We start from the raw sequence: 26,079 nt of genomic DNA on the forward strand, positions 1-26,079 counted from the left end.
CTCACCACACCCTCGTCTGTCCGGGTAGCGCCGGCACCGACTCCGGCAGGTGATAGGTCTGAATTCCGTTGCGATACATGATCGCTTCCCTCGCGGGCGCGGGCAGATGCTTGATCAGCCAGCGGGGATCGTCGAAGGTCCAGTGCGGATAGTCCGAGGAGAACAACAGGATCTTCTCGCACTCCATCCATTCCAGCGCCTTGGTCAGCTCGGCCTTGTCCTCCGGATGATCCAGCGGCTGGGTGGTGAATTTGATGTGCTCCTTGACGTATTCCGACGGCTTGCGCTTGATGTCCAGCCATGGTTTACGCGCCGCGTAGATGGCGTCCATCCGCCACATCAGCGGCAGGATCCATGTGAAGGCATGTTCCACGAGCACTATCCGCAGGTTCGGGAACCGGTCGAAGACGCCGTCGAAGATCAGGCTCATCACCTGGTTGGCGGCCAGAAGTGAATAGCTGACCATGAAATCGTGGTTGTAACTCGGTATGCCGACCGGCGGCGCGGGCAGCGTCTCGGCGAAACCGCGGGACAGGTGGCAACTGACCGGAATGTCGTGGCGGACAGCCGTTTTCCATACCGGGTCGTAGCGCGGATCGCCCCACGCGGGCCGCGGCTCGGCGCGGACGAGGATCTGCGCCATATACGGATGTCCGGCCCACTTCTCGATCTCGCGGACCGCGCCCGCCGGGTCCTCGGCCGCCGCGCAGATCGATCCGCGCCAGCGCTGATGCCAGTTGTTGTGGCCGTCGAGCCAATGCTCGGCCAGCCAGGTGTTGTGCGCGCCGCAGATGGCCTGCGTCCATTCCGGCAGCCGTTCGGCCTTGATACCCGGCTCCAGGATCGCGATATCCGAACCGGCCTCCATGATCAACTGCTGGAATGCAACATCCGGATCGCTGCCGGGAAAGCCGCCGTCGGGGGTGAACGCGTCGACCCGCATCGCGAATGCGTGCGCGAAATCCGGTGCGTCGTAATAGATCGTGCTGCCCACCTTGTGGGACATGATCTTGCTCCGGTACGGCTCCGGCAGATATTCCAGTATCTGGCCCGGCCGGGGAACCGGGTGCACATCAGAGTCGACGACTCGCACCGGAACCAGCTCGGTGCTCGGCACCCGCGGTCGAGTAGCTGCCTGTGTCATCGTTGCCTCCGCTCATCCAGCAGGGGAGTCACCGCACGGCCGCGGTGGGGACGTCTATGCCGTAGAGCTCGGCGGCATTGCGCCAGCAGACCTTGGCGAGTTGTTCGGCACTCCAGGCCGACGGCAGCAGCGCCGGATCGGCGAGTTGCCAGTGCGGATAGCTGGAGCCGAACATGATCATGTTCTCTTTACCGGTGAAACTCAGCCAGTCACCGGCGAATTCGGCCTCACCGGGTCCGTCCATGCGGCCCTGTACGAAATACACGTGGTCGGGCAGATAGTCGCTCGGCATGCGCGGCGCCCACGGGGTCTGCTCCAGATGCGGCCGGCCGAAGGTGTCCATCCGCCACATGAACGGTGTCAGCATGTCCGCTGCGCCGTCGGCAAAGACGAACTGCAGCTTCGGAAACCGCTCGAATACGCCCTCGGCGATCATATTGAGCAGGTGATAGATGTAATTGAGCGGCATGAATGCCGCGTACTGCTCGTAGGTGCGCGGATGCCCGGACGGCGTCGGCGGCAATTCGATCCCGCTGCCGGTCTCGATATGTATCGCCACCGGCCACCCGGCTTCCTGCGCCGCCTCCCACAGTGGCCAGTACTGCGGTTTCCCGTACAGTTCCCGCGATTGCAGCGGGATGCCGAGCTGCACGATCCGCGGATGTCCCTGCCAGCGCATGATTTCGCGCACCGCACCGGAGATATCGTCCGGATTCACCCGCAGCGTGCCGCGATATCGGTCGGCGTAGTGACCCGATTCCAGCCAGCGGGTCACCATCATCTCGTTATGGGCCGCCAGGACGGCCGTATTCAGGTGCCGGTCCGGGAGAATGCCACGCGTCATCGGGTGCAGGATCGCGGTATCGACGCCACGCTGATCGAACAGATGCCGACCGACGACATTCGGGTCCGAGCCGGGATAGTGACCACCCGGCCCGGTGGTGCCGGGCGCGTATTCCCCGCCCGGCGCGCCGTACCAGTCCATCTCCACATCCGGAATCCCACGGCTGCGAAAGGGCTCGCGCAGGAAATTCCGGAAATCCGGATTCGACCGGAAGAAGATATGGACGCTGGTATCGATCAGCGGCATCTGTTCCCCGTCACGCAGCGTCAACATGCGCGATCACCTACATTCTTTGTCGATAATTGCCCGTAGGCTGCGGGTCAGATCGGCTCCCAGATCGTCATCCGCGTGTTGGCCGGATCGATCGACGGGCTGAGCCGCATCCGGCCGTCCTTGGACCGGGCCATCAGTTCCTTCATCACGGTGTCGATATCACCGTCGATGTCGTAGACGGCCAGATATTCGGCGGGCTGGTCCTGGGGGGTCCGAAGACGATGGCGCGTACAGGATTTCACGCCATCGATGGCGAGCATCTCGGGTACGTGGACCTCGCCGTACCAGGTGTTGTATTCCTCGTCCCGGCCGGGCTGCGGGCGGGAGAAAACCATCAACTGCATATCGTCTTCCTCGATCAGTGTGCCTGCTGGGCATAGGCTTCGGCGTATTGCTGCCGCGTCGTCGTCGAGGTATCCCAACCCGCGGCCTTCGCGCGCAGCGCACCGACGGTGGCCTGCTCTTTCGGGGTGTGCTCGAACGGATCGAAATTCAGGAAACGGCAGGCGTTCTGCCAGGTGATCTTGTTGATATCGGAGTCGTCGGCGTGGGCGGCGTTCAGCTCCTTCAGCACGAATTCGGGTGCGTCGGGCCACAGCGAGTCCGAGTGCGGGTAGTCGCATTCCCACGCGATGATGTCCATCCCGACTGCGTCGCGATAGGTGAGTGCGGTCGGGTCGGTGACGTAGCAGGCGATCACGTGCTCGCGGAAGACCTCGCTCGGCAGCTTGCCGCCGAAGTCGCGCTGCAGCCACCTCTGGTTGGTGTAGTGGCGATCGGAGCGATCCAGGAAGAACGGGATCCAGCCGATGCCGCCTTCCGACAGCGCCACCTTCAGATTGGGGTAGTTGCGAAATGCCGGGCCCCACAGCAGATCCTGGACGGTGATCTGGGAGACCGTCGGCGCCAGGCACATCAGATTGTCGATCGGCGCGTCCGGCGCCAGCTTGAGCGCCCCGAATCCGGTGCCGATATGCAGGTTCATGACCAAACCGGTTTCGTTCAGCGCCCCGAAGACCGGTCCCCAGAAGTCCTCGTCGAAATAGCTGGGGCTGCCCTGCAGGTGCGGCAGTTCTGCCATCGTGACGCCGCGGAAGCCCTTGACGGCGACGCGGTGGATCTCGGCGACGGCCAGCTGCGGATCCCACAGCGGCAGAATAGCGTTCGGGATGAACCGGCCCGGGTAGACGTCGCACCAGCCCTCGAGATGCCAGTCGTTGTATGCCTGGATCATCGCGACGGTGATCTCGTCCTTGAAGTGACTCAGGTGGCCGGCGCTGAATCCGGCGAAGGTGGGGAAGCACATCGAGGCCAGGATGCCGTTGGCGTTCATATCCCGTATGCGGGCGTGGATGTCGTAGACGCCGGGCCGCATTTCCGCGTAACCGGCCGGGTCGTACCCCCACTCCTCCGGCGGCCAGGAAACGACCGCGTTGAGTCCGGTGACACCCGTCGGTTTGCCACGGTAGACCCACCGGTCGACGCCCTTTTCGTCGACGATCACCTTCGGCGCCAGATCGGCCCACTTCTTCGGCACCCGGCCGTCGAACATATCGAGCGGCTCGACGACGTGGTCGTCGATGCTCACCAGGATCATGTCGTCGATGTTCACGTGACTCCTCGCTGTTCGTGCGACGCCGGGGGTGTGCGTCACCCCGATCTGGACAAGCGGAGAGATGGTCAATCTTCATTTGGGAGAATGCCACTCTCGCAGTGAGATCGACCATACACCCTGCGCGCGGGCGCGGTCGACAAATTCCCACCGGATATCGACAACGAGCTTGCGGAGCCGGGGGCTACCCCGACGCGGGTGCTGAACTGGTGCTCAAACTCGGACTGAGCGCATGCCGCGGATCACGAATCCGCGGCCTCGATCGCGGTGCGTTCGGAGGCCGTCGCCTCGAACCTGTCCAGGTACTGCTCGACGAATGCGACCAGATCCGCGTGGCCGAGCGTGACGCCGACGGCATCCTCGGTCGCGATGACGCCGGACACGCTGGCGATGAGCAGTGAAATCACCACCGGCGGCAGTTCGGTGAGGTCGAGGCCGCTCGCCCTGGCGATGAAGGTCAGCGCGGTCACCTGGATATCGCGGAAACGTTCGATGTAGGAGGCGATTTCGGTCCGGATGGCCGGGCGCTGGTTGGCCAGCGCCATGAATTCCTGCTGGAGCCGGGTGCCGTACGGTTCCCGGCTGAGCTGCCAGAGCGCATGCAGCGGCTGCTCGGAGAACATGGCTTGGCGCTGCCGCTCCAGGTTGGCCTCCGCGCCGCGGCGGAATACCGCCAGGAACAGGTCGTCCATGGTCGGGAAGTAGTAGTGCACCAGTGCGGGTTTGACCCCGGCCAGCGCGGCGACCCGCCGTGACGTCGCCGCGGCATGTCCCTGCTCGAGCATGATCTGCGCGGTGGCGTCGAGGATGGCGAGTCGGGTGGCCGAATCCTGCGCGCCGATCCGGCGTACCCGGGCGGTGCCGCGCGTGGTCGCCGACTCGTCCGTGCTCGCCCGGCCCCTTGACCTGTCATCCGTCACGGTGTTAAGCATATGCACATATCAAGTTTGGGCACTAGTTCAGCACTCGCAGGGCATCGACCCGCATGCTGCCGTACCGAAGAGGCGCATCATGACCGTCACCGCCATCCCCGTGACCGACCACATCGGACTGGAAATCACCGGCCTGTCCGGCAGGCAACTCGCCGATCGGCGCGTTGCCGACGACCTGCGCGCGGCGCTCGACCGCTACGGGGTGGTGATCTACCGCGACGCCCACATCGATGACGATGCGCTCGTTGCGCTGAGTCGCCTGCTCGGTGAGGTCGTGGTCGCGCCGTTCGGTGGCGAGAAGGCGCATCCGGAGGTATCGGCAATCACCCGTGATCCGGCCAAGAGCGTGCTGGCCGCCTATCGGGAGGGCACCTTCTTCTGGCATATCGATGGTGCGACCGATGCGGTCCCGCAGCAGGCCACCCTGCTGACCGCGCTCGAGGTGGCCGCCGACGGCGGTGGCACCGAATTCGCCAACACTTTCGCCGCCTACGCGGCGCTGCCGGATGCGGAGCGGGCCGAACTCGAAACCCTGCGAGTGGTGCACAGTTTCGCGCATGCGCAGTCGCTGGCCAATCCGGATCCGACGGATCGGGAGCGGGCCGCATGGGCGAAGGTGCCGACCCGGGTGCATCCGCTGGTGTGGACTCGCAAGAACGGACGCAAGTCGCTGCTGATCGGCGCGACCGCGGCGCAGGTCGTCGGCATGTCGGCGGACGAGAGCCGGGCGCTGCTGGATCGGTTGCTCGACTGGTCCACCCAGCCGCAGTTCGCCCTGCGGCATCAATGGCGGCCCGGCGATCTGGTGGTGTGGGACAACACCGGCATGCTGCACCGCGCCCAGCACTACGAGGTGAGCTCGCGCCGGTTGATGCACCGCACCACCCTCGTCGGCGAGGAAGCCGTCGCCTGATACCGAATAGGTGGGCCCCGCCTTCCTTGTTTCCGTTGCAGAATGTCATTACCCTGTGGCGAGAACAGCATTTCCCACTTCGGTGGCGCAAGCAATGACGCGGGAGTCCCCATGATCGACAACGCCAGCGAATCCGTCGCCGCACCGACCTGCCTGACCTGGGAGTTGACCCACGCCTGCGATCTGTCCTGCATCCATTGCTCGTCCGGCACTCGCGGACGCGATCCGCGCGAGCTGAGCACCGCCGAATGCAAGGCCCTGATCGATGAATTCGAGCGGATGCGGATTGGCCGCGTCGATATCGGCGGCGGCGAGCCGACCGTACGCTCGGACTTCTGGGAACTGGTCGACTACGCCACCGCCAAGCACATCGGAGTGAAGTTCTCCACCAATGGAATTCGGATCACTCCCCATGCCGCGCGGCGGATCGCCGGAAACGGCGATATCGACGTGCGGATCTGCCTCGACGGCGCGACCGAGGCGGTCAACGACGCGGTGCGCGGCAGCGGGGCATACCGGGCGGCGGTGCGCGCGATGGAGTTGCTCGCGTCGTCCGGCGTCTATGGATTCGAGCTGTCCGTCGCGGCGACCCGACATAACGTCGGCAGTCTGGATGCGCTCGAGGCGATTGCCGATATGTTCGGCGCTCGGCTGCGGCTGACCCGGTTGCTGCCGTCGGGCCGTGGCTGGGACGAACTGCATCCGACGGCGGATCAGCAGTGGGTGATCGACGCCTGGCTGCGCGAACACGATGTGCTGACCGGAGATTCGCGGGTGGGGTGTCTGATCGACCCGGTCGGCGACGTCTTCGCCTGTCCGTTCGCAGGCGAGGACCGCTTCCGCGCCGGAAACATCCGTGCCGCAGGCGGATTCGAACCCATTCGGCGGAACTCGGAACTGTTCACCCAACTGCCGTCGGAGTATCGGCGCCGATCGGTTGCCCAGTATCCGGCGGTTCGGAGGTCGGCGTGACCTCGCGTTCGGAGCATCGGCGGGTCGCACTGGTCACTGGCGCCGCGCGGGGGATCGGGGCGGCGACGGTGCTGGAATTGGCGTCTCGGGGCTGGTCGGTGCTCGCGGTGGATCTGGCGAGCGATGATCCCGCGCTGCCCTATCCGATGGGGAGCAGACAGGAACTTGTCGCGGTGGCGACCGAGGCGAGCAGCCGGGTGAACCGAGTCGGTGCGGTGCGACCGTATATCGCGGACGTGCGCGATCCGTCGGCACTGCAGGCCGCGGTGGCCGAGGCGGTCGGTACTTGGGGTGGGCTGGATGCGGTGGTCGCGGCAGCCGGGGTGATCGCCGGTGGAGTTCCGTTGTGGGAGATGCCGATCGAGCAGGAGCGCGCGGTCCTGGACGTCTGCCTGGGCGGGGTCGTGAATCTGGCGCGGGCGGCGGTTCCGGCACTGCTGGCCCGGCCCGCACCGCGATCGGGGCGGTTCCTGGCCGTCGCCTCGGCCGCCGCGACGAAGGGGCTGCCGCAGCTCGCCGTCTACTGTGCGGCGAAAGCCGGTGTGACAGGGCTGATTCGGGCACTGGGCGCCGAGCTCGGCGGTACCGGGGTAACCGCGAACGCGGTGAGTCCCGGCTCCGCCGATACCGCGCTGCTTGCCGAGATCGCGCGCCTCTACCGGCTGCCCGACGTGACGGGATTCGTCGGCCAACAGCCGATCGGACGGTTGCTCGATCCGGGTGAGATCGCCGGCGTGCTGGCGTTTCTGGCCGGGCCGGACAGCAGCGCGATGACCGGTGCGACGGTCGCTGTCGACGGTGGCCTGGCACTGTGAACAATCCGACGCCCGAGTGGTTTCTGTTCTTGCCGCAGATCAAATTGCGCGCCGACGACATCGTGGAACGGGCCCGCGTGGCCGAGGCCAGCGGGTTCGACGGCATCGCGTTCATCGATCATCTGGTTGCGCCCGGTGCCGAACAATTGCCGCTCTGGGAGGCGATGACGGTGGCCGCATGGGTGGCCGCGCGAACCGAGCGGCTGCGGATCGGACATCTGGTGTTGTGCGACTCGTTCCGGCATCCGGCGGTACTCGCCAAGGAGGCGGTGACGCTGCAGGAGGCATCGGGCGGCAGGTTCGAACTCGGCCTCGGCGCCGGTTCGGTACCGCACGAGCTGGTGGGATTCGACATCACCCGGGACCGGGCGCCCGCGCGACGGGATCGGCTGCGGCGCAGTCTGGAACTGCTGCACCAGTATTGGGGCGCACCGAATACCGAGGGGCCGGTGCAGGTACCGGCGCCGAGTACACCGATTCCGATTGTCATCGGCGGCACGAGCGCACCCATGCTGGAATTGGTGCGTGGCTATGCGACCTGGTGGAATCTACCTGCGCCGCAACTGAATCGGCTGACCGAACTGCGACCCGAGATCGGGTCGGCGCGGGTATCCGTCCAGCAGATGGTCGGTTTCGTCGGCCACGGCCGGGATGCCGCGGAGGTGCACGCGCGCAGCACTCGGCGATTCGGTCAGCTGGGTGACGGCCTTGTCGTCGGTGACGCCGCGCAACTCGTCGCGCACTTCGGCGACCTCGTCGAGCGCGGCGTCGAGCGGTTCTACGTGTGGTTCACCGATTTCGCCGCACCGGAGACATTGGCCGAATTCGGCGCGAAGGTGATCGGGAACCTGCGGTAGGCCTACCGCAGCTGATCCTTCATCACCTTCCCGGTGGCGTTCAACGGCAGCGCTTCCCGGAAATCCGCGAAACGCGGGACCTTGTAACCCGCCATGCGGGTCTTGGCCCAGCCGATCAGTTCTTGTTCGGAGATCGGTCCGGTGGCTACCACGAACGCCTTGCCGACTTGCCCGAGCCGATCGTCGGGAACGCCGACCACCGCCACCTGCGCGACGGCCGGATGCTCGAGGAGAACGCCTTCGATCTCGGCCGGATAGGCATTGAAGCCGCCGACGATGAACATGTCCTTCTTACGGCCGATGATCCGCAGCCGTCCGTCGGAATCCAGGCTGCCGAGGTCGCCGGTGTGCAGCCAGCCCTCGGGGTCGACGGCCGCGGCGGTCGCCTCGGGATCGTCGAGGTAGCCCTGCATGACGGAGTACCCGCGGACGAGCACCTCGCCGTCATCGGCGATGCGCACTTCGATGCCGTCGCAGGCGGTTCCGACGGTGGTCGCGATCTGCTCGAAGGTGTCGCCGGGCCGTGACGCCGTCGCGGTGCCCGCCTCGGTGAGCCCGTATCCGGTCATGATCGATCGGAACGGCAACTCCTCGTGCACCCGGCGGATCAGTTCGACCGGAATATCGGCGGCACCGGTGACCGCCGTCCGCAGCGACGACAGCTCGTAACGGTCCTTGGCCTCCAGTAGCGAGTGATAGAGGGTCGGCGGACCGGGCAGCATCGTCACCCGCTCGCGCTCGACCAACTCGAGCACCCGATCGACATCGAAGACCGGGACCGGGAGGATCGTCGCGCCGCGGATGAGCGACGCGATGATCCCGGCCTTGTATCCGAACGTGTGGAAGAACGGATTGACGATCAGATAGCGATCGCCCTCCCGCAGATCGGCCAGCTCACACCACTCCGAATACAGCCGCAGGGTCTGCAGATGATTCATCATGGCGCCCTTGGGCTTTCCGGTTGTGCCCGAGGTATAGATGATGTCGGCGATATCCGTGCCACGCACCTGCCGTTCGACCGGCGCACCGCTGGACAGGAAGTCCGACTTCAGGTCGATCACCGGCACGCCGTCCGGACCCGCGTAGTCCACGCCGAGGAAGCCCTGCTGCACCAGCAGCAGTTTCGCACCGCTACGGCGCACGATATCGTCGGCCTCCTCGGCCTTGAACCGGGTGTTGACCGGGACGAGCACCCCGCCCGCGGTCAGCAACCCGAACGCCGCGATGATCCACTCGGCCGAATTGGGCGCCCAGATCGCCACGCGGTCACCGGATTCGACTCCGGCGTTCGCGAAGGCGCCCGCGGCCCGGCGGACCCGTTGCGCAAGTTCGGTGAAGCTGATCCGCAATGGTCCGTCCACGACCGCTTCGGCGGTGCCGAAGCGGTCGGCCGCACTCATGACCATCTGCGGGATGGTCTCCCAGGTCATACGCTGTGCCAACTTGGCGTATGAGCGGGGCCCTGCGTGGTTACGCTTCGCTGCCGCCTCCGGGCCTGACCACTCATACGCCGAGCAGACCCGCCAGGTTGCCGCCCATGATCTTGGCCTGATCCTCGACCGGCAGATGGGTGAGCATATCGGCGAAGTGGGTCGGCTGGGCCAGGCCCTCGGGGTGCGGGTAGTCGGATCCGAACAGCACCCGATCCACGCCGATGAGGTCGATCAGGTCGCTCACCCCCTCCTCGTAGAAGGGGCTGACGAAGATCTGGTTTTTGATGGTCTCGATCGGATTCTGCATGCCGAAGCCTTCGGGCGCCTTCTTGAAGGTTTCGGACAGTTTGTTCATGAGCGGGCCCAGCCAGGCAGCGCCGCTTTCGATGATGGCAACCTTCAGCTCCGGATGCCGCAGCAGCGCACCGTGGCACAGCAGCGAGGTCACGGCGTCCTCCACCGGTCGCCATTCGTTGACCATGCTGAAGGCATTGGTGACGAACGGCAGCATCTCGGCGTTCGCGCCGTCCCATTCCTGGGTATAGCGGGCGTAGCCGCTGTCGGAGGTGTGCATGGTCACGGCGACGCCGAGCTCGACGACCCGCTTCCAGAACGGATCGAATTCCGGGAGCGCGAACGAGCGCGGGCCGCGGAAGCCCGGCACCGGAGCGGGGCGGATCAGGATCGCCTTGGCACCGTGCTCGACGACCCACTCCAGCTCCTTGATCGCCTCCTCGACGATCGGCAGGGTGATGACCGGAACCGCGAAAATCCGGTCCTTGTAATTGAACGACCAGGTCTCGAGCATCCACTGGTTCAGCGAATGGACGATGGCGTGGATGGCTTCGGGATCATCGCGCAGGCGCTCCTCCACGAGGCTGGCCAGGGTGGGGAACATCAAGCTCCGGTCGACCTTCAGCTCGTCCATGAGCGCCAGGCGCGGCCCGGGCTCACGGAAGGCGTCGATGGCCTTCATCGGCTCGCCGAAGATCTCGCGGCGGCTCTTGCCCTCCGGGTTGCCGTTCTTGAAGTAATCCTCCATGGCACCCGGACGCGCGACCACCGAGAAGGTGGGATTGGGGATGTACTGGCTGATCTGCCCCCGCACCGCGATCTTGGTCCGGCCGTTGACCTCGACGTACTGGATGATGCCCTCGTACCGCTTGGGCAGGTGTCGGGTCAGTGCTTCCTTGGTCTCGTACATGTGGTTGTCCGCGTCGAACAGCGGATACGGCAACGGGGTTTGGGCCGACATGAGATCCTCCTTCACTATTTGTGAGAATCCTATTCTCATTCCTGTCTAGAGGCAATCGCGTGCTGATGGGTTGTCGTGGGGTGGGCTTGGTCGGGCGGTGCCCGAAGTTCGATGTAGACCACATTTTCCAAATCGGCCCTCCTGATTCTCCCTATATGGAAAGCTGCTTTCCCAGTGGCGAGAGCACCAGATCCGGTAGGGGCGCCGCTCGATGAAGAACAGGGACGCGGGCCTCGACCGATCGTGGTGGCGTCCCATAGAGGAGGAAACGTGAAATCGCAGCGAATACTCGTTGCGCTGCTGGCAGCCGCGCTGCTGGCAGCCGGCTGTAGTCGTGGTGGTGAGGAAGTCGAGGGCACCAACACCACCAGCTCGACCGCGTCGGGCGACTTCGGTGATCTGAAGAATGTCTGCCAGGCCGGTAAGCCGTCGAGTTCGTCCGCGCAGGGCGTGACCGCGGGCGAGATCAAGGTCGGTGTCTTCAGTGACGTCGGTTTCACCAAGAACACCGAATTCGTCGATGCGGCAAATGTTTTCACCTCCTGGTGCAATGCGGCCGGCGGTATCGGCGGGCGCAAGCTGGTGGCCACCGTGCGCGATGCGAAGCTCATGCAAGTCCGCCAGCGCATGATCGAGGCCTGCCGCGAGGACTTCGCGCTGGTCGGTGGCGGCGCCGCACTGGATTCGCTCGGCGTCGAGGATCGGTTGAAGTGCTTGCTGCCGGAGTTTCCGGCGCAGGTCGTCGATGTGAAGAACTCGGGATCCGACCTACAGGTCGGCGGCGGCGCGTCGGCCTCCCGCCCCTACGACATCTACACCGCATACCACCAGTGGCTGCTCACGACCTACCCCGCCTCGGCAGGTGCGGTCGGCATCATCACCGGCGATTCGCCGGTGACCAAGGCGATGGTGCCCAAATTCCAGGAATCGCTGAGCGCGATGAACGCCTCGGTGGTGTACAACGAGCTCTATCCGGCCACCGGCGTCGCGGACTGGACGCCGTATGCGCAGTCGATCAAGAGCAAGGGCGTCAAGGGGCTGATCTTCCTCGGCGATTTCCGCAGCCTGGCCAAGCTCGAGGATGTGCTGACCGGGATGGATTACAAGCTGGACTGGGTCGACGCCAACAGCAACGCCTACAACTCGCAGTTCCTGGAGCTGGCGGGCAAATCCCTCGCGGCGCAGAACAATTTCGCCGATCTCAGTGGCATCGCGCCGCTCGAGGCGTCCGCGACGGTGCCCGATGTCAAGCTGGTGAAGGACCTGTTCGCCAAGTACGCCCCCGGTAAGGATGTCACCTATCCGGCGCTGCGTGCGTTCTCCGAGTGGCTGCTTTTCGCCAAATCGGCTGCGAGCTGCGGTGATCAGTTGACCCGCAAATGCGTGTACGACGCCGCCAGCAAGGAGACGGCGTGGACCGCGGGCGGCCTGCAGGCACCGGTTGATCTGCGGCCGGCCGGAGCGTTGCCGAAGTGCTACAACATCGTGCAGGCGACTCCGCAGGGCTGGCAGCAGGCCACCGGTTTCAAACCCGATACCGGGCCATACCGCTGCGACATGGACGCGTACGTGTACAAGAACGACTACGGCAAGGCCATGACCCTCGCCGATGTCGGGCTCAGCATGAGCGACTTGAAGTAGCGGAGTCGTTCGGCAAATGGAGCAATTCCTCGCCTTCGGCATCGTCGGGCTGAGCACCGCGGCGATCTACGCGATCATCGGTAGCGGCCTGGTGCTCACCTACACCACCACCGGCGTATTCAATTTCGCGCACGGGGCGGCAGGCATGATGTCGGCATTCGTGTACTGGCAGTTGAACATCGGCTGGGGCGTGCCCGCGCCGTTGGCGATCGCCGCGGTGCTGCTGGTATTCGCGCCGCTGTTCGGCTTGTTCTTCGCGTGGGCGTTGGCCCCTACCCAAGGCCTCGGCGATGCGGAGAAGTTGGTGATGACCATTGCCCTGCTGAGTGGTCTGATCCTGCTCGCCCAATGGGTGTGGGACCCCAACACGGCCCGCACCCTGCCGAAGTTCTTCGCCGAACAGCGGCCGATGCACTTCGGCGTCATCACCATCACCTGGCATCAGGCATTGACGATGGTGGTCGCGATCGCGGTTGCCGTCGGCCTGCGGATCCTGCTGTACCGCACCAGGACCGGTGCGGAGATGCGGGCCACGGTCGACGATCGTGCGCTGGTGGGTCTGACCGGCGCCGACCCGCGGCGGGCGAACCGAGTCGCGTGGATTCTGGGCATCGAGTTGGCGGCGATCGGCGGCATCCTGGTGGCGCCGACCGTCGCGCTCGACGCGCCACAGTTGTCGCTGCTGATCGTCAGCGCCTACACCGCGGCGATCTTCGGCCGGTTGCGCAGCCTGCCGATGACCTTCCTCGGCGCGATCGTGGTCGGCTGTCTGGAGAGTTACCTCACCGGCTACCTGCCGCAGAACGAATATCTACCGGGTCTGCGGCTGGCCGCACCCGCGCTGCTGTTGTTCATCGCGCTGCTGCTGTTCCCGCACGGACGGCTGCGCGGCCGGGATCGGCGCCTCAGTCCGGTGCCGCTGCCGACGGTTTCGGGATCGGCCGCCTTCGCGGCGGTGGTCGTGGCGCTCGGCGTCGTGCTGGCCACTGTCCTCGGCGAGGCCGATCTGATCACCTACGGGCAGATCTTCGCCTTCGGTGTGATCGGGTTGTCGTTCGTACCGCTGGCCGGATACGCGGGGCAGATCTCGCTGTGTCAGCTCAGCATCGCCGGAGTCGGGGCGGTCATCTATGCCCAGTACGGCGCGGACGGGCAGTGGTGGGCATTGCTGCTGGCAATGGCGGTCGCGGGTGCGGTGGGTGCGGTGATCGCATTGCCCGCGCTCCGGCTGTCCGGGGTCTATCTGGCCCTGGCGACGGTCGCTTTCGCGGTCGTGCTCGACCGGTGGGTATTCACCTTGCCGACCGTGCACCTATTCGGCACGAAGATCAACTTCTTCGAACAGGGCTCGGTGAGTCTGGTCGGTCCGCACCTGTTCGGCCTGCACCTCGACAGCACCGCCCAGGTGACCGTCTTCGCGGCGGTATGCCTGGCGGCGGCGGGCTTCGCGATAGCGATGCTGCGGCGCAGCCGGTTCGGGCGGCGATTGATCGCGATGCGCGACAGCGAGGCCGCGTACGCGACCCTCGGCGGCAATCTGCTGATGGCGAAGGTGCTGGTGTTCGCGCTCTCCGCGGCGATCGCCGGACTCGGCGGTGCGCTGTACGGCATGCAGTTGCGTGCGGTCACCTCCGATCACTTCAACCTGGTTTCCGGGTTGCCGATCTTCCTGATCGTGGTGATCGCCGGTCTCGGCGCGGTCGGCAGCGGCTTCTTCACCGGAGCGGCCTACGCCGGGCCGCTGCTGGTGATTCCGGTGCTGTGGCCATCGCTGTTGAATCTGTCCCAGGTGCTGCCGTCACTGGGCGGTATCGCCTTCGCTGGCGGCATGCTCGGTCAAGGTGCGATTGCCACCATGCGGGAAGAATGGCTGCCGATGCTCCGCGATCGAGTGGTAATGCCGGTGGTGCTGGTCGTCTCGGTGCTGCTGTGGGTGCTTCGACTGGCTGATGTGATCACCGGCTGGCATTTGTTCTTCGGACTGGTGCTCGTCGTCATCGGTGCCCGCGTCTGGATCGCGCGGCAGCGTGTGCCGGCCGAACCCGAACTACCGGTCGAATGGTGGGGGATTCGGCGGCCATGGCGTACCCAGGACGAGGAGGTGTTGAGCCGTGCCACCGCTGCTGCAAGTTGAGGATGTGAGCGTCGTCTTCGGCGGCCACCGCGCGCTCGACGGCGCGGGGTTGGTGGCCGAAGCCGGTCATGTCACCGGATTGATCGGTCCGAACGGTGCGGGCAAGAGCACGTTCTTCGACGTGATCTGCGGTCTGCGCAAACCGGCCTCGGGGCGCGTGCTGATCAACGGGCGCGATGTCACCCGGCTCGGTACCGGCCGCCGCGCCCGGCTCGGGATGGCCCGCACCTTTCAGCGACTGGAACTGTTCGGACGCTTGAGCGTTCGCGACAATCTGCTGGTCGCCGCGGAACTCGGGCCGCAGCGCCGGCATGCCGCCCGGGTCGTCGACGAGATCATCGAACGGTTGGACCTGCGCGAAGTCGCCGACAGCAGTGCCGACGCGCTACCGACGGGGACCGGCCGGTTGATCGAGGTCGGCCGGGCCCTTGCCGCGCGACCCGAGCTCATCCTGCTCGATGAACCCGCGGCCGGTCAGGACCACAGCGAGACCGAACGATTCGCGGCGCTACTGCGTTCGCTGGCCGCCGACGGGACAGCGGTGCTGCTGGTCGAACACGATATGGGGTTGGTCATGAATGTCTGTGACGAGGTCTATGTACTCGACCTCGGCAAGGTCATCGCCTCGGGCCCACCCGAGGTGATCCGGCGCGACGAAACCGTGCTCGCGGCCTATCTGGGGGCGGCATGATCGTGGACAGTGTCGAAACAGTCACGCCGACAACGGATCTCGTCGCAGATCCACTGTTGGAACTGCGCGAGGCGCGTGCGGCCTATGACGCGATCACGGTGCTGCACGGCATCGATCTGAGCGTCGTCGGTGGTCAGGTGGTCGCGTTGCTCGGGCCGAACGGCGCGGGCAAGACCACCACACTGCAGGTCGCCGCCGGTGTGCATCCGGTCGCGTCCGGCCAACTGCGGTTGGGCGGGCGCGATATGACCGGTGCTGACCCACGCGACCTGGCCAGGGCCGGGGTGTGCTTGATCCCGGAGGGGCGCGGCGTATTCCCCAATCTGTCGGTCCGCGACAACCTGCTGATGATGACCTTCACGGGTCGCTCCCGCGAGGAGATCCAGGAGATCGCCTTCACCCGCTTCCCGATTCTCGGGAAGCGGGCCGATCAGACGGCGGGCACCATGTCCGGCGGCGAACAGCAGATGCTCGCCCTGGCCCGCGGCCTGGCCACCGATCCGGCGGTGCTCATGCTCGACGAGCTGTCCATGGGGTTGGCGCCGCTGGTGGTCGGTCAGCTCTACGAGCAGGTCGCCGAAATCGCCCGCCAGGGCGTGGCGGTCCTGGTCGTCGAGCAGTTCGCCGCGGCGGTACTGGATATCGCCGACCACGCGGCCGTGCTCGTGCGCGGTCGCATCGAAAAACAAGGCCACCCCGACAGCATCCGCGACGAACTGGCGGCCCTCTACCTAGGAAGCTCCGAATGACCGAAACACGCGCGGACCGCTTCGTCCGCGAACTCGACGAAGCCAAGATTCCCGACCCCGCGGCCGGCCGTGCCGTGCTGTGGCTGCGCACCGGAGTGACCCTCATGGTGCTCGGCCTACTGGTGGCGGTGGTGGCGTACTTCATGTCGCATGGCACCAAAGACCCACTGGCACAACGTGATGCGATAACCCTCGCACTCGGCGGCGTGGCGGCGAGCGTGGTGGGATCTGCGCTGTTCCTGCGCTATTCGCTGACCGGATTCCTGCGCTTCTGGCTGGCCAGGCAGTCCTACGATCTCGCGCAGCTGGGCGACCAGTTGAACGGAAAGTCGATCACCCACGACGGTGCCGCCGTCTCGTAGGGCGGGCGGCGGTCCGTTGTGCGGCAGCGCCGGGCGATAATGTAATTCTCATGAATGAGAGCCAGTTCGAGCCGTTACCCACCGAAGAGCACCACGAAGGTGGGTTTCGGCCGGCACGGTCTCCGTCGCTGGATCGCACGCCCGACATCTCCCGTGGCGGTTCGCACTACGGGGAGTTCATCGAACAGATTCGCGGCCTGATGGACCGTGTGCGACTGGCCAGCCCCTCCGATGATGTGGCGCTCGAGACGATCACCACGCTGAAGGAGCTCAACGGCCTGTTGGACACGGTCCTGGTCGACGAGTGGTCGGTGCCCACTTGGGTTCGATCCGACCTGCCCGCGAACGGCAATATCACCCTGCCGCCGTTCGTCGTCGACCGCTCCGACCGCGACGGCGTGTCGGCTCGTATTACCTTTCGCCGCTTCCATCTCGGCGGCAATACGGCGGTGCACGGCGGTCATATCGCGCTCGCCTTCGACACTGTGCTCGGCATGAGCGGGGTCGCCTATTCGGGGGCGGCGATCCGTACCGCTTCACTGACCATCGACTACCGGTCCATCACCCCGCTCGACACAGAGCTGACCATTCGCGCCAGGGTCGAGCGGCAGGAGGGGCGCAAGATCTTCTTGGTCGCGACCCTGCACGACGGCGACCGACTGTGCGCCGAGGCGCACGCGCTGTTCCTCACCTTGCTGCCAGGACAGCAGTAGTCGCCAAATATTCGCAAAAGCACCTCTAACTGCCCGCATCCCTTGTAAGAATGACATTCTCTCAATGGAGAGAGAGATTCGCGTAGGGAAGAAGTCAGTTATCGTGAAGATGAGGAACCGCACCGCGGCGGCCGTTCGCCAGAAGAAGACCGCTGAGGGGCAGTAGCTGTGAACCGTCGCGGACGACGCGTGCCAACCGTCGGTGCCTACGCGGTGCATAGCCATGCCGTTCTTGCATATAGGCATGATGTCTTTCTATTTCTTGGCTGCATCTTTGATGGCATCAGCATTCTCGTTCTATGAGATCGTGATTCTCGCTCTTCTTCAGCTCAAATATCAGTGAGGCAGCAACATGCATCAGATACCCAAGGCGGCCGGATGGGCGGCCGTTGCGATCGTGGCCAGCACGATTTGTGCCGGAACCGCGACGGCCGAGGCGGATCAGGCCGCGACCGCATCCTCGGTCGCGGTCGATAGTTCCCAGCAGCAGCCCAGTGCCGGGCCCGCAGATCCCGGGCAGGAATACATGAACGCGTTCACCGCGATCACCGGCGCCTTCGCCAACGATTCCACGGGAGGCCGGGTGGTCGGGACGACGATCGGCGTGCTCGTCGGGTGCCCGTTGGGTGCGGTGACCGGCGGTGCCCTCACGCTCCCGACGGCCGTATTGACACCGGTCGGGATCGTCGGCGGCTGCATCATCGGTGCGAGCACCCTCGGCTTCCTGGGTGGCACCGTCGGCAGCATCGTGACCGGCTCACCCGCGATGAGCAATGCCTTTGGCCAGCAATACAACTCGCTGCACTCCAAGGGGCTGATCGCGCAAGAGGTCCCGAATCCCGATTCGGCCCAATAGCTCACCCGACCCAGGAGAGAGATAACAATGAACCTCAAGACTCGTGGTATGGCCGTCACCACATTGACCGCGGCAGCGGTCGCGATCGCCGCCGGTACCGCGCGCGCCGACGCGGATACCGCAGTTGCCGTCGATGCCAAGCAGAATCAATCCGTCACCACCGACGTCGCGCCCGGCGTGCATTTCAGCGACGACCTCGCCGTCGGAAAGTCGGTGCTCAGCACGCCTTTCGGCACTGTAGTCATGCAGCAGGGCCAATTCGACGTCCGTGATGCTACGGGCCGGACGGTTGCCGGATCTCCGATCCAGGACGATGCCAGCTCGGCACCGGCTGTCTCCGACTCGCCGACCACAGCTGCGGCGCTTCCGATCACCGCGGCCGCGGCGCCGGTGGCGGGCGATCCTATGTCGAACTTCAATCAGGCTGTCGAGGCTGCGAATCCGCATATGGGCGCCGCCTTCGCGGTGGGTTCCGCGGTGGGTTCGGTGCTCGGTGCCGTGGTGGGTTGTCCGTTCGGCATGGCAACGGGCGGCACTCTGATGTCGCTGGTGTCGGCGGGCGTGCTGACGGTCCCCGCGCTCGCGGCGACCTGCCTGATCGGTGCGGTCGCGGTGGGCGGCTTCGGAGCTACAGTCGGCGGTCTCGCCCTGGCTATCCCGGTCGGTCTTGCCGCCGGAACGCAGAAGTACAACCAGTTGCAGGCTCAGCACGGCACCGATGCGCCTGCGGCTCCGGCCCATTCGTAACCCTCACGCAGTTGCCCCAGCGGGGCGATCACCGGCTGTGCTCCGGTGATCGCCCCGCTGGTTTCGTAGTGCAGCTGGTCCGATCGCCGGGTCGGCTGCGCTACGGATACCGGCGAAAGAGCCCGCATGACAAAGACTCTCGGAATCATCGGTAGCGGGAATATCGGCAGTGCGGTCACCCGGCTGGGCGTCGCGGCCGGTCTGGAGATGGTGCCGCGGTCCGCGGGTCGGCCGGTGGGCCGAATCCGGTCTTCGATCGGGCTGACCCGATTTCGGGGAAGTGCGCTGAGGTCTGAGCCGGTTGATCTGCCCGGCCATCCTCGGTGCGGCCTCGCCGCGAGCGCTATACCGCCGCGAGCACCGCACCGAGCGAGCGCTAACCGAGCAGTGGCAGCGCCGAGAAGACGTGGTCGCGCCACAGACCGCGAGAGGTTTCCTCGGGGTAGGCGACGACCGAAGGTTTCGTATCGAGGATATGAGTCAGGCGCTGCTCCGAATCGTAAGCGGCCCAGCCCGGTTCGCCGGTCCTGACGAACCCGCTCCAGCGCGCACGCATATAAGCCGACAGTTCCCGGGCCTCGGCCGACGGTTCTGGGCCGAGGAGCAGCGGGCCGAGCTGGGCGCCGAAGGCGGCGAACAACAGTGGTCCGTCGAGGCCGTGGCAGGCGCCGAGGACGCCGCCGTTGCCGGGCGCGGGCCAGGTCAGCTCGTACAGATGGGCGCGGCCACCGCCCGCGGCCTGGGCATCGGCCAGGTGCAGTGCGGGCATCCGGAACAGCCAATCCGTCTGAACCAGTTCGAACAGCTCTTCCGGCCCGGCGGACGGGAATGCCGTGCGGTATGCGTGCGCACCGTCGGACCCCGGGCCGAACATCTGCAGCGCGTGCGAGGCCTGTGTGTCATCGATCGTGCCGAGTTGCCCGCCGAGGGCGAGGAACAGCCGGAATTCGTCCCGGTTGTGCCCGACGACCACCGTGACATCGCGCGCGGAGCCTTCCGCGAGCGCTCGCCACGGTGCCTTCGGCAGTACGTCACCGTCGACCACGGGCGAGAACGCGGTAATGGTGTGGGCCACCGCGCCCCATCGCTCGTATCGCCGCATCGATGCGCCGACCGCGGCTCCCGCGTCGGTCAACTGCCATGGATCGACACCTGACAGGTCCGTCACGGTCGGCCGCAGATCGATTTGTCCGGCGATGGCGGTCGCGATATCGGTGGCGAGCTCCTCGGAGAAGAACGTGCCCGGCAGGCTTTGCAGGATCGCGCGCCGGAACAGCCCGGCCGCGCTCGGCATGGCCAGTAGCGCCGCGATGGACCCGGCACCGGCGGATTCCCCGCAGACGGTGACCTGATCGGGATCCCCGCCGAATGCGGTGATGTTCTCGCGCACCCACTCGAGGGCGGCGACCTGGTCGAGCAGGCCACGGTTGGCCGGTGCGCCGTCGATGCGCGCGAAACCCTCGATACCGAGCCGGTAGTTGAGCGTGACGACCACGAGGTCGCCGTCGCGCGCGATATGTTGCGCGTCATAGCCGGGACTGCCGGAGAAACCGAGCTTGTAGGCGCCGCCGTAGATCCAGACCAGCACCGGCCGACGGGCAGCCGGGTCGGGATCGGGTGTCCAGACGTTCACGGTGAGCCAGTCGTCGCCCTTCGGCAGGACGACACCGCCGGAGCGGTTGCCGAACGAGGTCTCCTGCGGCGGCGGCGGTCCGAACTCGAAGGCATCGCGCACGCCGTCCCACTCGGCGACCGCCCGCGGTGCCGCGAAGCGCGCAGCACCGATCGGTGGCTGCGCGAAGGGAATCCCGCGGAATACGACCAATCCGTTCTCCCGTCGCCCACGGACCGCACCTGCAGTGGTGCGGAGGGTGGGCTCTGGGCGCGCCGTAACTTCGGTCATGCACAGTCCTTGTCGGTCGGGGCCAGGTGTGAGAATGGTTCTCTAATTTCAGAGAATGCTATTTCAGCTGGACCTGGCCCGCCAGCACCGATCCCGGCGAGCGGAAGCAGACTGCGGCTCATTCGTAGGTGACGACCACTTTTTCCGCCGCGCCAGGGGTGAGGGCCATTTCGAACGCCTTCTGTACATCGGCGAAGGGAACCTGGTGACTGATGAGCCGGGCGAAGCGGTCGGCATGCTCGGCGATCTCGGGAGTGACCTCGAAAATCTCGGTGGGGTAGCCCTGAGATCCGATGATGGTCATCTCGTTGCGCAGGATGGCGCCGAGGTCGATCGGCTCGGGCCTCTTGTGCACGGCGACGGTGACCAGCTTGGCACCCCACTTGCCGTTGGCGAGGGCGATATTGACGACGGCGGCTACTCCGGCCGCATCGATGTAGATGTCGGTGTCGGGGCGCGGTGCGCCGAGGGCATTGCTCCCGTAACCATGCAGTTCACCGAGACGGGCGGCGACATCCTCGGTGGCGGAGTCGATGACCGCGTCCGCGCCAACCGCGAGGGCGGTGTCGAGCCGCGAGGCGATCACATCGGCGACGACGACGTGCTCGACGCCGCGCAGCTTCAGCCAGATCACCGCACCGAGCCCGATCGGGCCCGCACCGAAGACGATCGCCTTATCACCCGGCTTCGCCTCGGAGCGGTTCACCGCGTGCCGCGATACGGCCATCGGCTCGTTGAGCGCGGCCACGGCGAAGGGCACTGAATCCGGCACGATGGCGACGCTCGAGCCGACCTGGGCATTCTCGATCAGCAGAAATTCGCTCATACCGCCCAGCGGTCCGCCGCAACCGATGATGCCCGACGGGGCGGCCTGCGGATTGACCACGACGTGATCACCGATCCGCAGTCCGGTGACATCGGCGCCGACCTCGACGATCTCGCCTGCCGGTTCGTGGCCGAGCACCACCGGACGCATCTGGTCCGGCGTCAGGGCCTCGGCCTTGACCTGCGGCCCGAGCACCTTCGGCATACCGCCCATGTGCACGAAGGTCGCGTCGGTGCCACAGATTCCACACGCCCGGACCCGCACCAGCACATCGGCCGGGCCTGGCGTCGGGCGCTGCTCCTCGACCACTGTGATCGCGCCGGGTGTGCTGGTCTGAACCGACTTCATCGTTGCCATGCTGGCCGTCCTCTCTGGGTTCACCGTCGGCTCGGTGCGGGGGCCGACGACTTCGTTGGCATCAACGATGCCCTCGCCGGAGAAGCGAGCCCAGGGAGTGAGGTCCCGAAACGATGGTGTACCTGGGTACACCTCCGATCAATGGGGACCAGTGGTGGTGAGAGCGAACTGAGCGAGTGTCGTGGAGACGATCTCGGGTCGCCCGTTGTTCTGGTTCGTGGCGGCGGTGAGTACGTCGAGGTGGTGGTAGCCGGGCGCGACCACGGTGCTGCCGCGACCGGGATGTCCGCTGGCGATGGCGATTCCGGAGCCGCCGATCAGGTTGACGGTGGGGTGGGCGTCTATGGCGCCGGGATGGGTGGTGTGCCGAGCGATGTCGGGGGCGTGCAGTTGGTAGGTATCGGCGGCCAGTTCGGTCGGGAAGTACCACTCGGTGAAGTCCAAGGGCTGTGCCGCCAGACTGCGCGAGAGGTCCCGCAGATCGGTTACCTCCTGTCCGGAATCGGTGAACGGGACCCCGTGGCTGTCGACCGGTATGGCGACATCGGCGAGCCGGTCGTAGTCGCGCCAGGTGTAGAGCGGTCCGTCGGGGGCTGCCGGGATCGCCTTGCGATCGGGACCGAGCATGGTGCCGGTCAGTCCGTGCAGCGCGGGTATCGCGGCGATGTCGCCGGGAACCGGGAAGTTCTTCTCGGCCACCGGTCCACCGTCGAAGAATCCGAACCCGGTTTGCAGCAGTGCGAGTGGCTGGGAGTTGGCGTCGAGGAAGGCACCGAGCACGGCGGCGTTGGTGACTCGGAAGTCGCGGACCGATGGTGAGCCGGTGGCCGCGGTCGCGGCATCGCGTGACATCAGCACCCGATAGGTGGCTTCCTGATTGAGGCTGTTCGGAATGTCTTGTGCCAGATCCGATTCGGTGTCCGGCGCCAGATATGCGGCCAGCCCCGCGATGCCGAGCAGGTTCATCGTCTCCGGGTTGATGACCGCCGGTAGTGCCAGCACTCGCGGGAGTGCGCCGCTGACGAGCCCGGCCGTCACGGCATCGTAGCCGCGGCCGCCGATGGACAGATCGACCATGTCCGGGATGCCGTTGAGTGCGGAGAGCGAGGTGTCGATCGCGGAGTCCAGTGCGAAATAGCCCGCGCATTGATCACCACCGGCGACGCCGTCGAAATCCCATTCGGCGAAGACGCCGGTGACGATGCCACCGAGCGAGTGGCCGCCGCACAGCACCTTCTGTCCGCGCATCGCGGGATCCGGCAGTTCGGCGGTGAGCAGGTCGAATTCGTCCTGCACGGTTTGTGCGATGCCGAGGTGGCCGAGCCAGGCCGAACGGTCGTCGAGCAGGTAGCCGTCGAACCGGTGACCGTCGATCTCGGCATTGCGGTAGTAGTAGTCGACAGCGCGATGGACATCTCCGTCGGCGAGGGCGGCGTGGATTCCGGTGTGGTCCTCGAGGCAGTTGGAACGGCGATCCAGCGCCCAGAATTCCACGTGCCGACCGACTTTCGCGGCCGCGGCCACGGTATTGCGGGCGACGCTGTCGAACGCTCCCGCACCTTCGAATATGCCGGGCTGGGCGACCAGAACGGCGTCCGCATCGGCTGAGCGACGCGGACCGTCGATGTCGCGGTAGCGCAGATACGACAGTTGGTCGCACGTGCTCGGATGCGGTCCGACCGACTCCGGCAGCGGAATCCGCACGGTTACCACGGATTCGGTGACCGATGCGATCGCCGATGTGGAGATCACCGGCACTTCCGTTCGCGCGGCGTCGCTCGGCTCCGCGTGCGCGGGCACCAGCACGGCTGCCGCCGCGACACCCGCCATCGCCGAAGTTATTGCGCGCCACCATGTTCTTACCGACCAGAGATCTGACCACGCACGCCGTATCACGCTGAGTTCCCTTCGTCGGGCCGGATTCCCGTTCCGGTCCGCCGAAGCTACGAGTCGCCCTCCTCGGTGTCAATCACGCAGTCGCGCCGCACTATCCATGCTGAGCAGGGCTTTTGTGAAGCATCTGTAACAGGTTCCGCTATTTTTGTGGTATCTGACGAACTCGCTCAGCGTCCGATGAAACCTGGCGTGCGCTTGGCTTTGAACGCCGCGATGCCCTCGGTGACATCAGCGGTCTCGAAGAGGGCGGACTGACCTACGCGTTCCAGGTCGAGCGCCTGGTCGAGTTGGGCCAGGGCCATCGCGTTGAACGCGCGCTTGGTGCGGGTGTATGCCGCCGTCGGCCCGTTGGCGAGCTTGGTTGCCAGCCTTGCGATTTCGGCATCGTAGTCGGTATCGGGCACCACCTGGCCGATCAGGCCCCATTCGGCAGCCAGCGGTGCGGGAATGCGTTCGGCCAGCATGGCCATGCGGGCTGCGCGGGCATATCCGATCAGAGCCGGGACCATGGCGGTGGCACCGCCATCGGGCATCAGACCGACATTGGCGAAGGCGAGCAGGAAGTAGGCGGATTCCCGGGCGACGGTGATGTCCGCGGCCAGGGCCAGTGAACATCCGACGCCGACAGCGGGACCGTTGATCGCCGCGAGCACCGGTTGGGGTGCGGCGCGCAGGGCACGGATCAACCGGTTCGCCGCGTCGAGCGTCGCGACCTGCGGACCATTACTGGCCGAGTTGGAAAGATCCGCTCCCGAGCTGAATGCCCGCCCATTGCCGGTCACGACGAATACCCGAACGGTCGGATCGTCGCCGAATTTCTCGACGACGGCCGCGGCCTCGTTCATCATGTCGCCCGTAAGGGCGTTGAGCCGGTCGGGGCGGTTGAGGGTCAGCCGCACGATCGTGTCGGTGCGTTCCACGAGGACATCGGGCTGATCGGTCATTGTCGGCCTTCCGGGTCGAGAATCGGACATGAGCTACTCTAACCAGATTAGGTATACTCTTTCCGGTCGGTTCCGGCCATGAACGACTGGAGCGTCGATGCGGTTGGTCCCTCTCATCGACGCGGTTAGTTTTTAGTTATGCCGGATTCGGGGATCGATTTGTTCGACGAGTTCGCGGTGCAGCTCACCGCGGACGGAACTCCCGCGACACCCATGGTGGTGGTCGCGCTGGACGCATTCGGCAGGGAAACACCGGACCGAATCGCCAGGACCGCCGAGCGGATGAATCAGGCGCTACCGCTCGTCATCGGGGTGCTGCGTGGGCCGGTGACACCCGGCCTGACGCCACTGCTGGCGGCGGCGACGCTCACCCTCGCCGCGGACGCTACGGCGAACTCGGTGCCGCAGGCCGTTGTGGTGGACGACATCGATGCCGCACTCGAGCTGCTGGGGGCGGCGGTGCGACATTCGCCCCGCGCGGCCGTCGCGTGTGGACAGTTGCTGCGCCAAACGGTGCGGTTGCCGACCGTGCCCGCGCTGGCGGCGGAGGCGGCGCTGTACTCGATGCTCCTCGGTGGCACCGAATTCGAGCGCTGGCTGGCCGAGCGTGGCGCGCCGCGCACGGTCGCGCCGCCGGAGCATGCATTGGTCCGGACACACCGCGACAACGATCGCCTGACGATCACGCTGAATCACCCGCAGCGGCGCAACGCACTCAGCACGCGGCTGCGTGAGGAGTTGCTGGAGGCGGTGCGCCTGGCCGACCTCGATTCCACGCTCACCACCGTCGAAATCAACGGGGCGGGACCGGTTTTCAGCAGCGGCGGCGATCTGGACGAATTCGGTACGGCGACGGATCTGGTGGCCGCGTATCTGGTCCGGCTGGACCGGGCGCCGTGGCGGATCATCGACCGCATCCGGGACCGGGTCACGGTGCGCGCCCATGGAGCATGCATCGGTGCGGGCGCGGAGGTGGCCGCGTTCGCGGGCACGGTGATCGCCGCCCCCGACACCTACTTCGCATTCCCGGAACTGCGGATGGGCCTGGTGCCCGGAGCGGGCGGTACCGTCAGCGTGCCGCGGCGGATCGGCCGCTGGCGCGCGGCCTGGTTGATGCTGACCGAACAGCGATTGACCGCGGCGGCCGCGCTCGAGTGGGGCATGGTCGACGCGGTGGAACAGACGAGGAGTTGATCGCACACGAATACCT

24 protein-coding genes are annotated in these 26,079 nt (G+C 66.0%); 13 read left to right on the forward strand and 11 right to left on the reverse strand.

Going from position 1 to position 26,079, the window contains the following annotated elements:
- Position 1: 1 nt before the first annotated feature.
- The 5 genes from ACQPZ2_RS14860 to ACQPZ2_RS14880 form a co-directional block, all read right to left on the reverse strand.
- Positions 2–1,144, reverse strand: coding sequence for an amidohydrolase family protein (locus tag ACQPZ2_RS14860; RefSeq protein WP_433526068.1), 1,143 nt, complete (start codon positions 1,142–1,144; stop codon positions 2–4).
- A gap of 28 nt (positions 1,145–1,172) precedes the next feature.
- Complete coding sequence (locus tag ACQPZ2_RS14865) at positions 1,173–2,261, reverse strand: amidohydrolase family protein (protein WP_433526069.1); 1,089 nt, start codon at positions 2,259–2,261, stop codon at positions 1,173–1,175.
- Between the two features lie 47 nt (positions 2,262–2,308).
- Entirely contained in the window at positions 2,309–2,605 is a 297-nt protein-coding gene (locus tag ACQPZ2_RS14870; protein WP_433526070.1) for a hypothetical protein, read from the reverse strand.
- Between the two features lie 14 nt (positions 2,606–2,619).
- A complete protein-coding gene (locus tag ACQPZ2_RS14875; RefSeq protein WP_433526071.1) occupies positions 2,620–3,873 on the reverse strand; it encodes an amidohydrolase family protein in 1,254 nt (417 codons plus the stop codon).
- Between the two features lie 242 nt (positions 3,874–4,115).
- On the reverse strand, positions 4,116–4,715 hold the full coding sequence (locus tag ACQPZ2_RS14880) for a TetR/AcrR family transcriptional regulator (RefSeq protein ID WP_433527431.1): 600 nt from the start codon (positions 4,713–4,715) through the stop codon (positions 4,116–4,118).
- A gap of 169 nt (positions 4,716–4,884) precedes the next feature.
- On the opposite strand from ACQPZ2_RS14880, the gene ACQPZ2_RS14885 reads away from it, so the two are divergent.
- From ACQPZ2_RS14885 to ACQPZ2_RS14900, 4 genes are all read left to right on the forward strand, one after another.
- Complete coding sequence (locus ACQPZ2_RS14885) at positions 4,885–5,718, forward strand: TauD/TfdA dioxygenase family protein (RefSeq protein ID WP_433526072.1); 834 nt, start codon at positions 4,885–4,887, stop codon at positions 5,716–5,718.
- Positions 5,719–5,829: 111 nt separating this feature from the next.
- Entirely contained in the window at positions 5,830–6,690 is an 861-nt protein-coding gene (mftC, locus tag ACQPZ2_RS14890) for a mycofactocin radical SAM maturase (protein ID WP_433526073.1), read from the forward strand.
- A complete protein-coding gene (locus ACQPZ2_RS14895; protein ID WP_433526074.1) occupies positions 6,687–7,505 on the forward strand; it encodes a mycofactocin-coupled SDR family oxidoreductase in 819 nt (272 codons plus the stop codon). Before mftC ends, ACQPZ2_RS14895 begins: the two co-directional genes overlap by 4 nt.
- Positions 7,502–8,362 carry an LLM class flavin-dependent oxidoreductase gene (locus tag ACQPZ2_RS14900; protein ID WP_433526075.1) on the forward strand — a complete coding sequence of 287 codons (861 nt, stop codon included), beginning with the start codon at positions 7,502–7,504 and terminating at the stop codon, positions 8,360–8,362. The genes ACQPZ2_RS14895 and ACQPZ2_RS14900 overlap by 4 nt, the downstream gene beginning before the upstream one ends.
- Positions 8,363–8,364: 2 nt before the next feature.
- Here the strand turns inward: ACQPZ2_RS14900 and ACQPZ2_RS14905 are convergent, their stop codons facing one another.
- A complete protein-coding gene (locus ACQPZ2_RS14905) occupies positions 8,365–9,792 on the reverse strand; it encodes a FadD3 family acyl-CoA ligase (protein WP_433526076.1) in 1,428 nt (475 codons plus the stop codon).
- 73 nt (positions 9,793–9,865) lie between these two features.
- A complete protein-coding gene (locus ACQPZ2_RS14910) occupies positions 9,866–11,050 on the reverse strand; it encodes an amidohydrolase family protein (protein WP_433526077.1) in 1,185 nt (394 codons plus the stop codon).
- Between the two features lie 270 nt (positions 11,051–11,320).
- On the opposite strand from ACQPZ2_RS14910, the gene ACQPZ2_RS14915 reads away from it, so the two are divergent.
- From ACQPZ2_RS14915 to ACQPZ2_RS14950, 8 genes are all read left to right on the forward strand, one after another.
- Positions 11,321–12,691: an ABC transporter substrate-binding protein gene (locus ACQPZ2_RS14915; RefSeq protein WP_433526078.1), complete on the forward strand. Its 1,371-nt coding sequence runs from the start codon at positions 11,321–11,323 to the stop codon at positions 12,689–12,691.
- 16 nt (positions 12,692–12,707) lie between these two features.
- Entirely contained in the window at positions 12,708–14,825 is a 2,118-nt protein-coding gene (locus ACQPZ2_RS14920; RefSeq protein WP_433526079.1) for an ABC transporter permease subunit, read from the forward strand.
- Positions 14,803–15,516 carry an ABC transporter ATP-binding protein gene (locus ACQPZ2_RS14925; RefSeq protein WP_063039356.1) on the forward strand — a complete coding sequence of 238 codons (714 nt, stop codon included), beginning with the start codon at positions 14,803–14,805 and terminating at the stop codon, positions 15,514–15,516. Before ACQPZ2_RS14920 ends, ACQPZ2_RS14925 begins: the two co-directional genes overlap by 23 nt.
- Entirely contained in the window at positions 15,513–16,265 is a 753-nt protein-coding gene (locus tag ACQPZ2_RS14930) for an ABC transporter ATP-binding protein (RefSeq protein WP_433526080.1), read from the forward strand. Before ACQPZ2_RS14925 ends, ACQPZ2_RS14930 begins: the two co-directional genes overlap by 4 nt.
- Positions 16,262–16,627: a hypothetical protein gene (locus tag ACQPZ2_RS14935; protein ID WP_433526081.1), complete on the forward strand. Its 366-nt coding sequence runs from the start codon at positions 16,262–16,264 to the stop codon at positions 16,625–16,627. The genes ACQPZ2_RS14930 and ACQPZ2_RS14935 overlap by 4 nt, the downstream gene beginning before the upstream one ends.
- Positions 16,628–16,677: 50 nt before the next feature.
- Entirely contained in the window at positions 16,678–17,340 is a 663-nt protein-coding gene (locus tag ACQPZ2_RS14940) for a PaaI family thioesterase (protein WP_433526082.1), read from the forward strand.
- A gap of 352 nt (positions 17,341–17,692) precedes the next feature.
- Positions 17,693–18,196, forward strand: a complete 504-nt coding sequence (locus tag ACQPZ2_RS14945) for a hypothetical protein (protein WP_433526083.1) — start codon at positions 17,693–17,695, stop codon at positions 18,194–18,196.
- Positions 18,197–18,223: 27 nt separating this feature from the next.
- Positions 18,224–18,943, forward strand: a complete 720-nt coding sequence (locus ACQPZ2_RS14950) for a hypothetical protein (RefSeq protein ID WP_433526084.1) — start codon at positions 18,224–18,226, stop codon at positions 18,941–18,943.
- A gap of 376 nt (positions 18,944–19,319) precedes the next feature.
- On the opposite strand, the gene ACQPZ2_RS14955 is transcribed toward ACQPZ2_RS14950, so the two are convergent.
- The 4 genes from ACQPZ2_RS14955 to ACQPZ2_RS14970 form a co-directional block, all read right to left on the reverse strand.
- Positions 19,320–20,846 (reverse strand): carboxylesterase/lipase family protein, encoded by a 1,527-nt coding sequence (locus tag ACQPZ2_RS14955; protein WP_433526085.1) that lies wholly within the window; start codon positions 20,844–20,846, stop codon positions 19,320–19,322.
- Between the two features lie 118 nt (positions 20,847–20,964).
- The gene (locus ACQPZ2_RS14960; protein WP_433526086.1) at positions 20,965–22,020 is read right to left on the reverse strand and encodes a zinc-dependent alcohol dehydrogenase; all 1,056 of its coding nucleotides are present in this window, start codon (positions 22,018–22,020) and stop codon (positions 20,965–20,967) included.
- Positions 22,021–22,167: 147 nt separating this feature from the next.
- A complete protein-coding gene (locus ACQPZ2_RS14965; RefSeq protein ID WP_433526087.1) occupies positions 22,168–23,859 on the reverse strand; it encodes a hypothetical protein in 1,692 nt (563 codons plus the stop codon).
- A 233-nt stretch (positions 23,860–24,092) separates the two neighbouring features.
- Positions 24,093–24,869, reverse strand: coding sequence for an enoyl-CoA hydratase (locus ACQPZ2_RS14970; RefSeq protein ID WP_433526088.1), 777 nt, complete (start codon positions 24,867–24,869; stop codon positions 24,093–24,095).
- Between the two features lie 138 nt (positions 24,870–25,007).
- Here ACQPZ2_RS14970 and ACQPZ2_RS14975 point away from each other — a divergent pair, with 138 nt between their 5' ends.
- Positions 25,008–26,063 (forward strand): enoyl-CoA hydratase/isomerase family protein, encoded by a 1,056-nt coding sequence (locus ACQPZ2_RS14975; protein WP_433526089.1) that lies wholly within the window; start codon positions 25,008–25,010, stop codon positions 26,061–26,063.
- Positions 26,064–26,079: the final 16 nt, after the last annotated feature.

The sequence above is a fragment of the Nocardia pseudovaccinii genome (genome assembly GCF_050942345.1).
Taxonomy (GTDB): domain Bacteria; phylum Actinomycetota; class Actinomycetes; order Mycobacteriales; family Mycobacteriaceae; genus Nocardia; species Nocardia pseudovaccinii.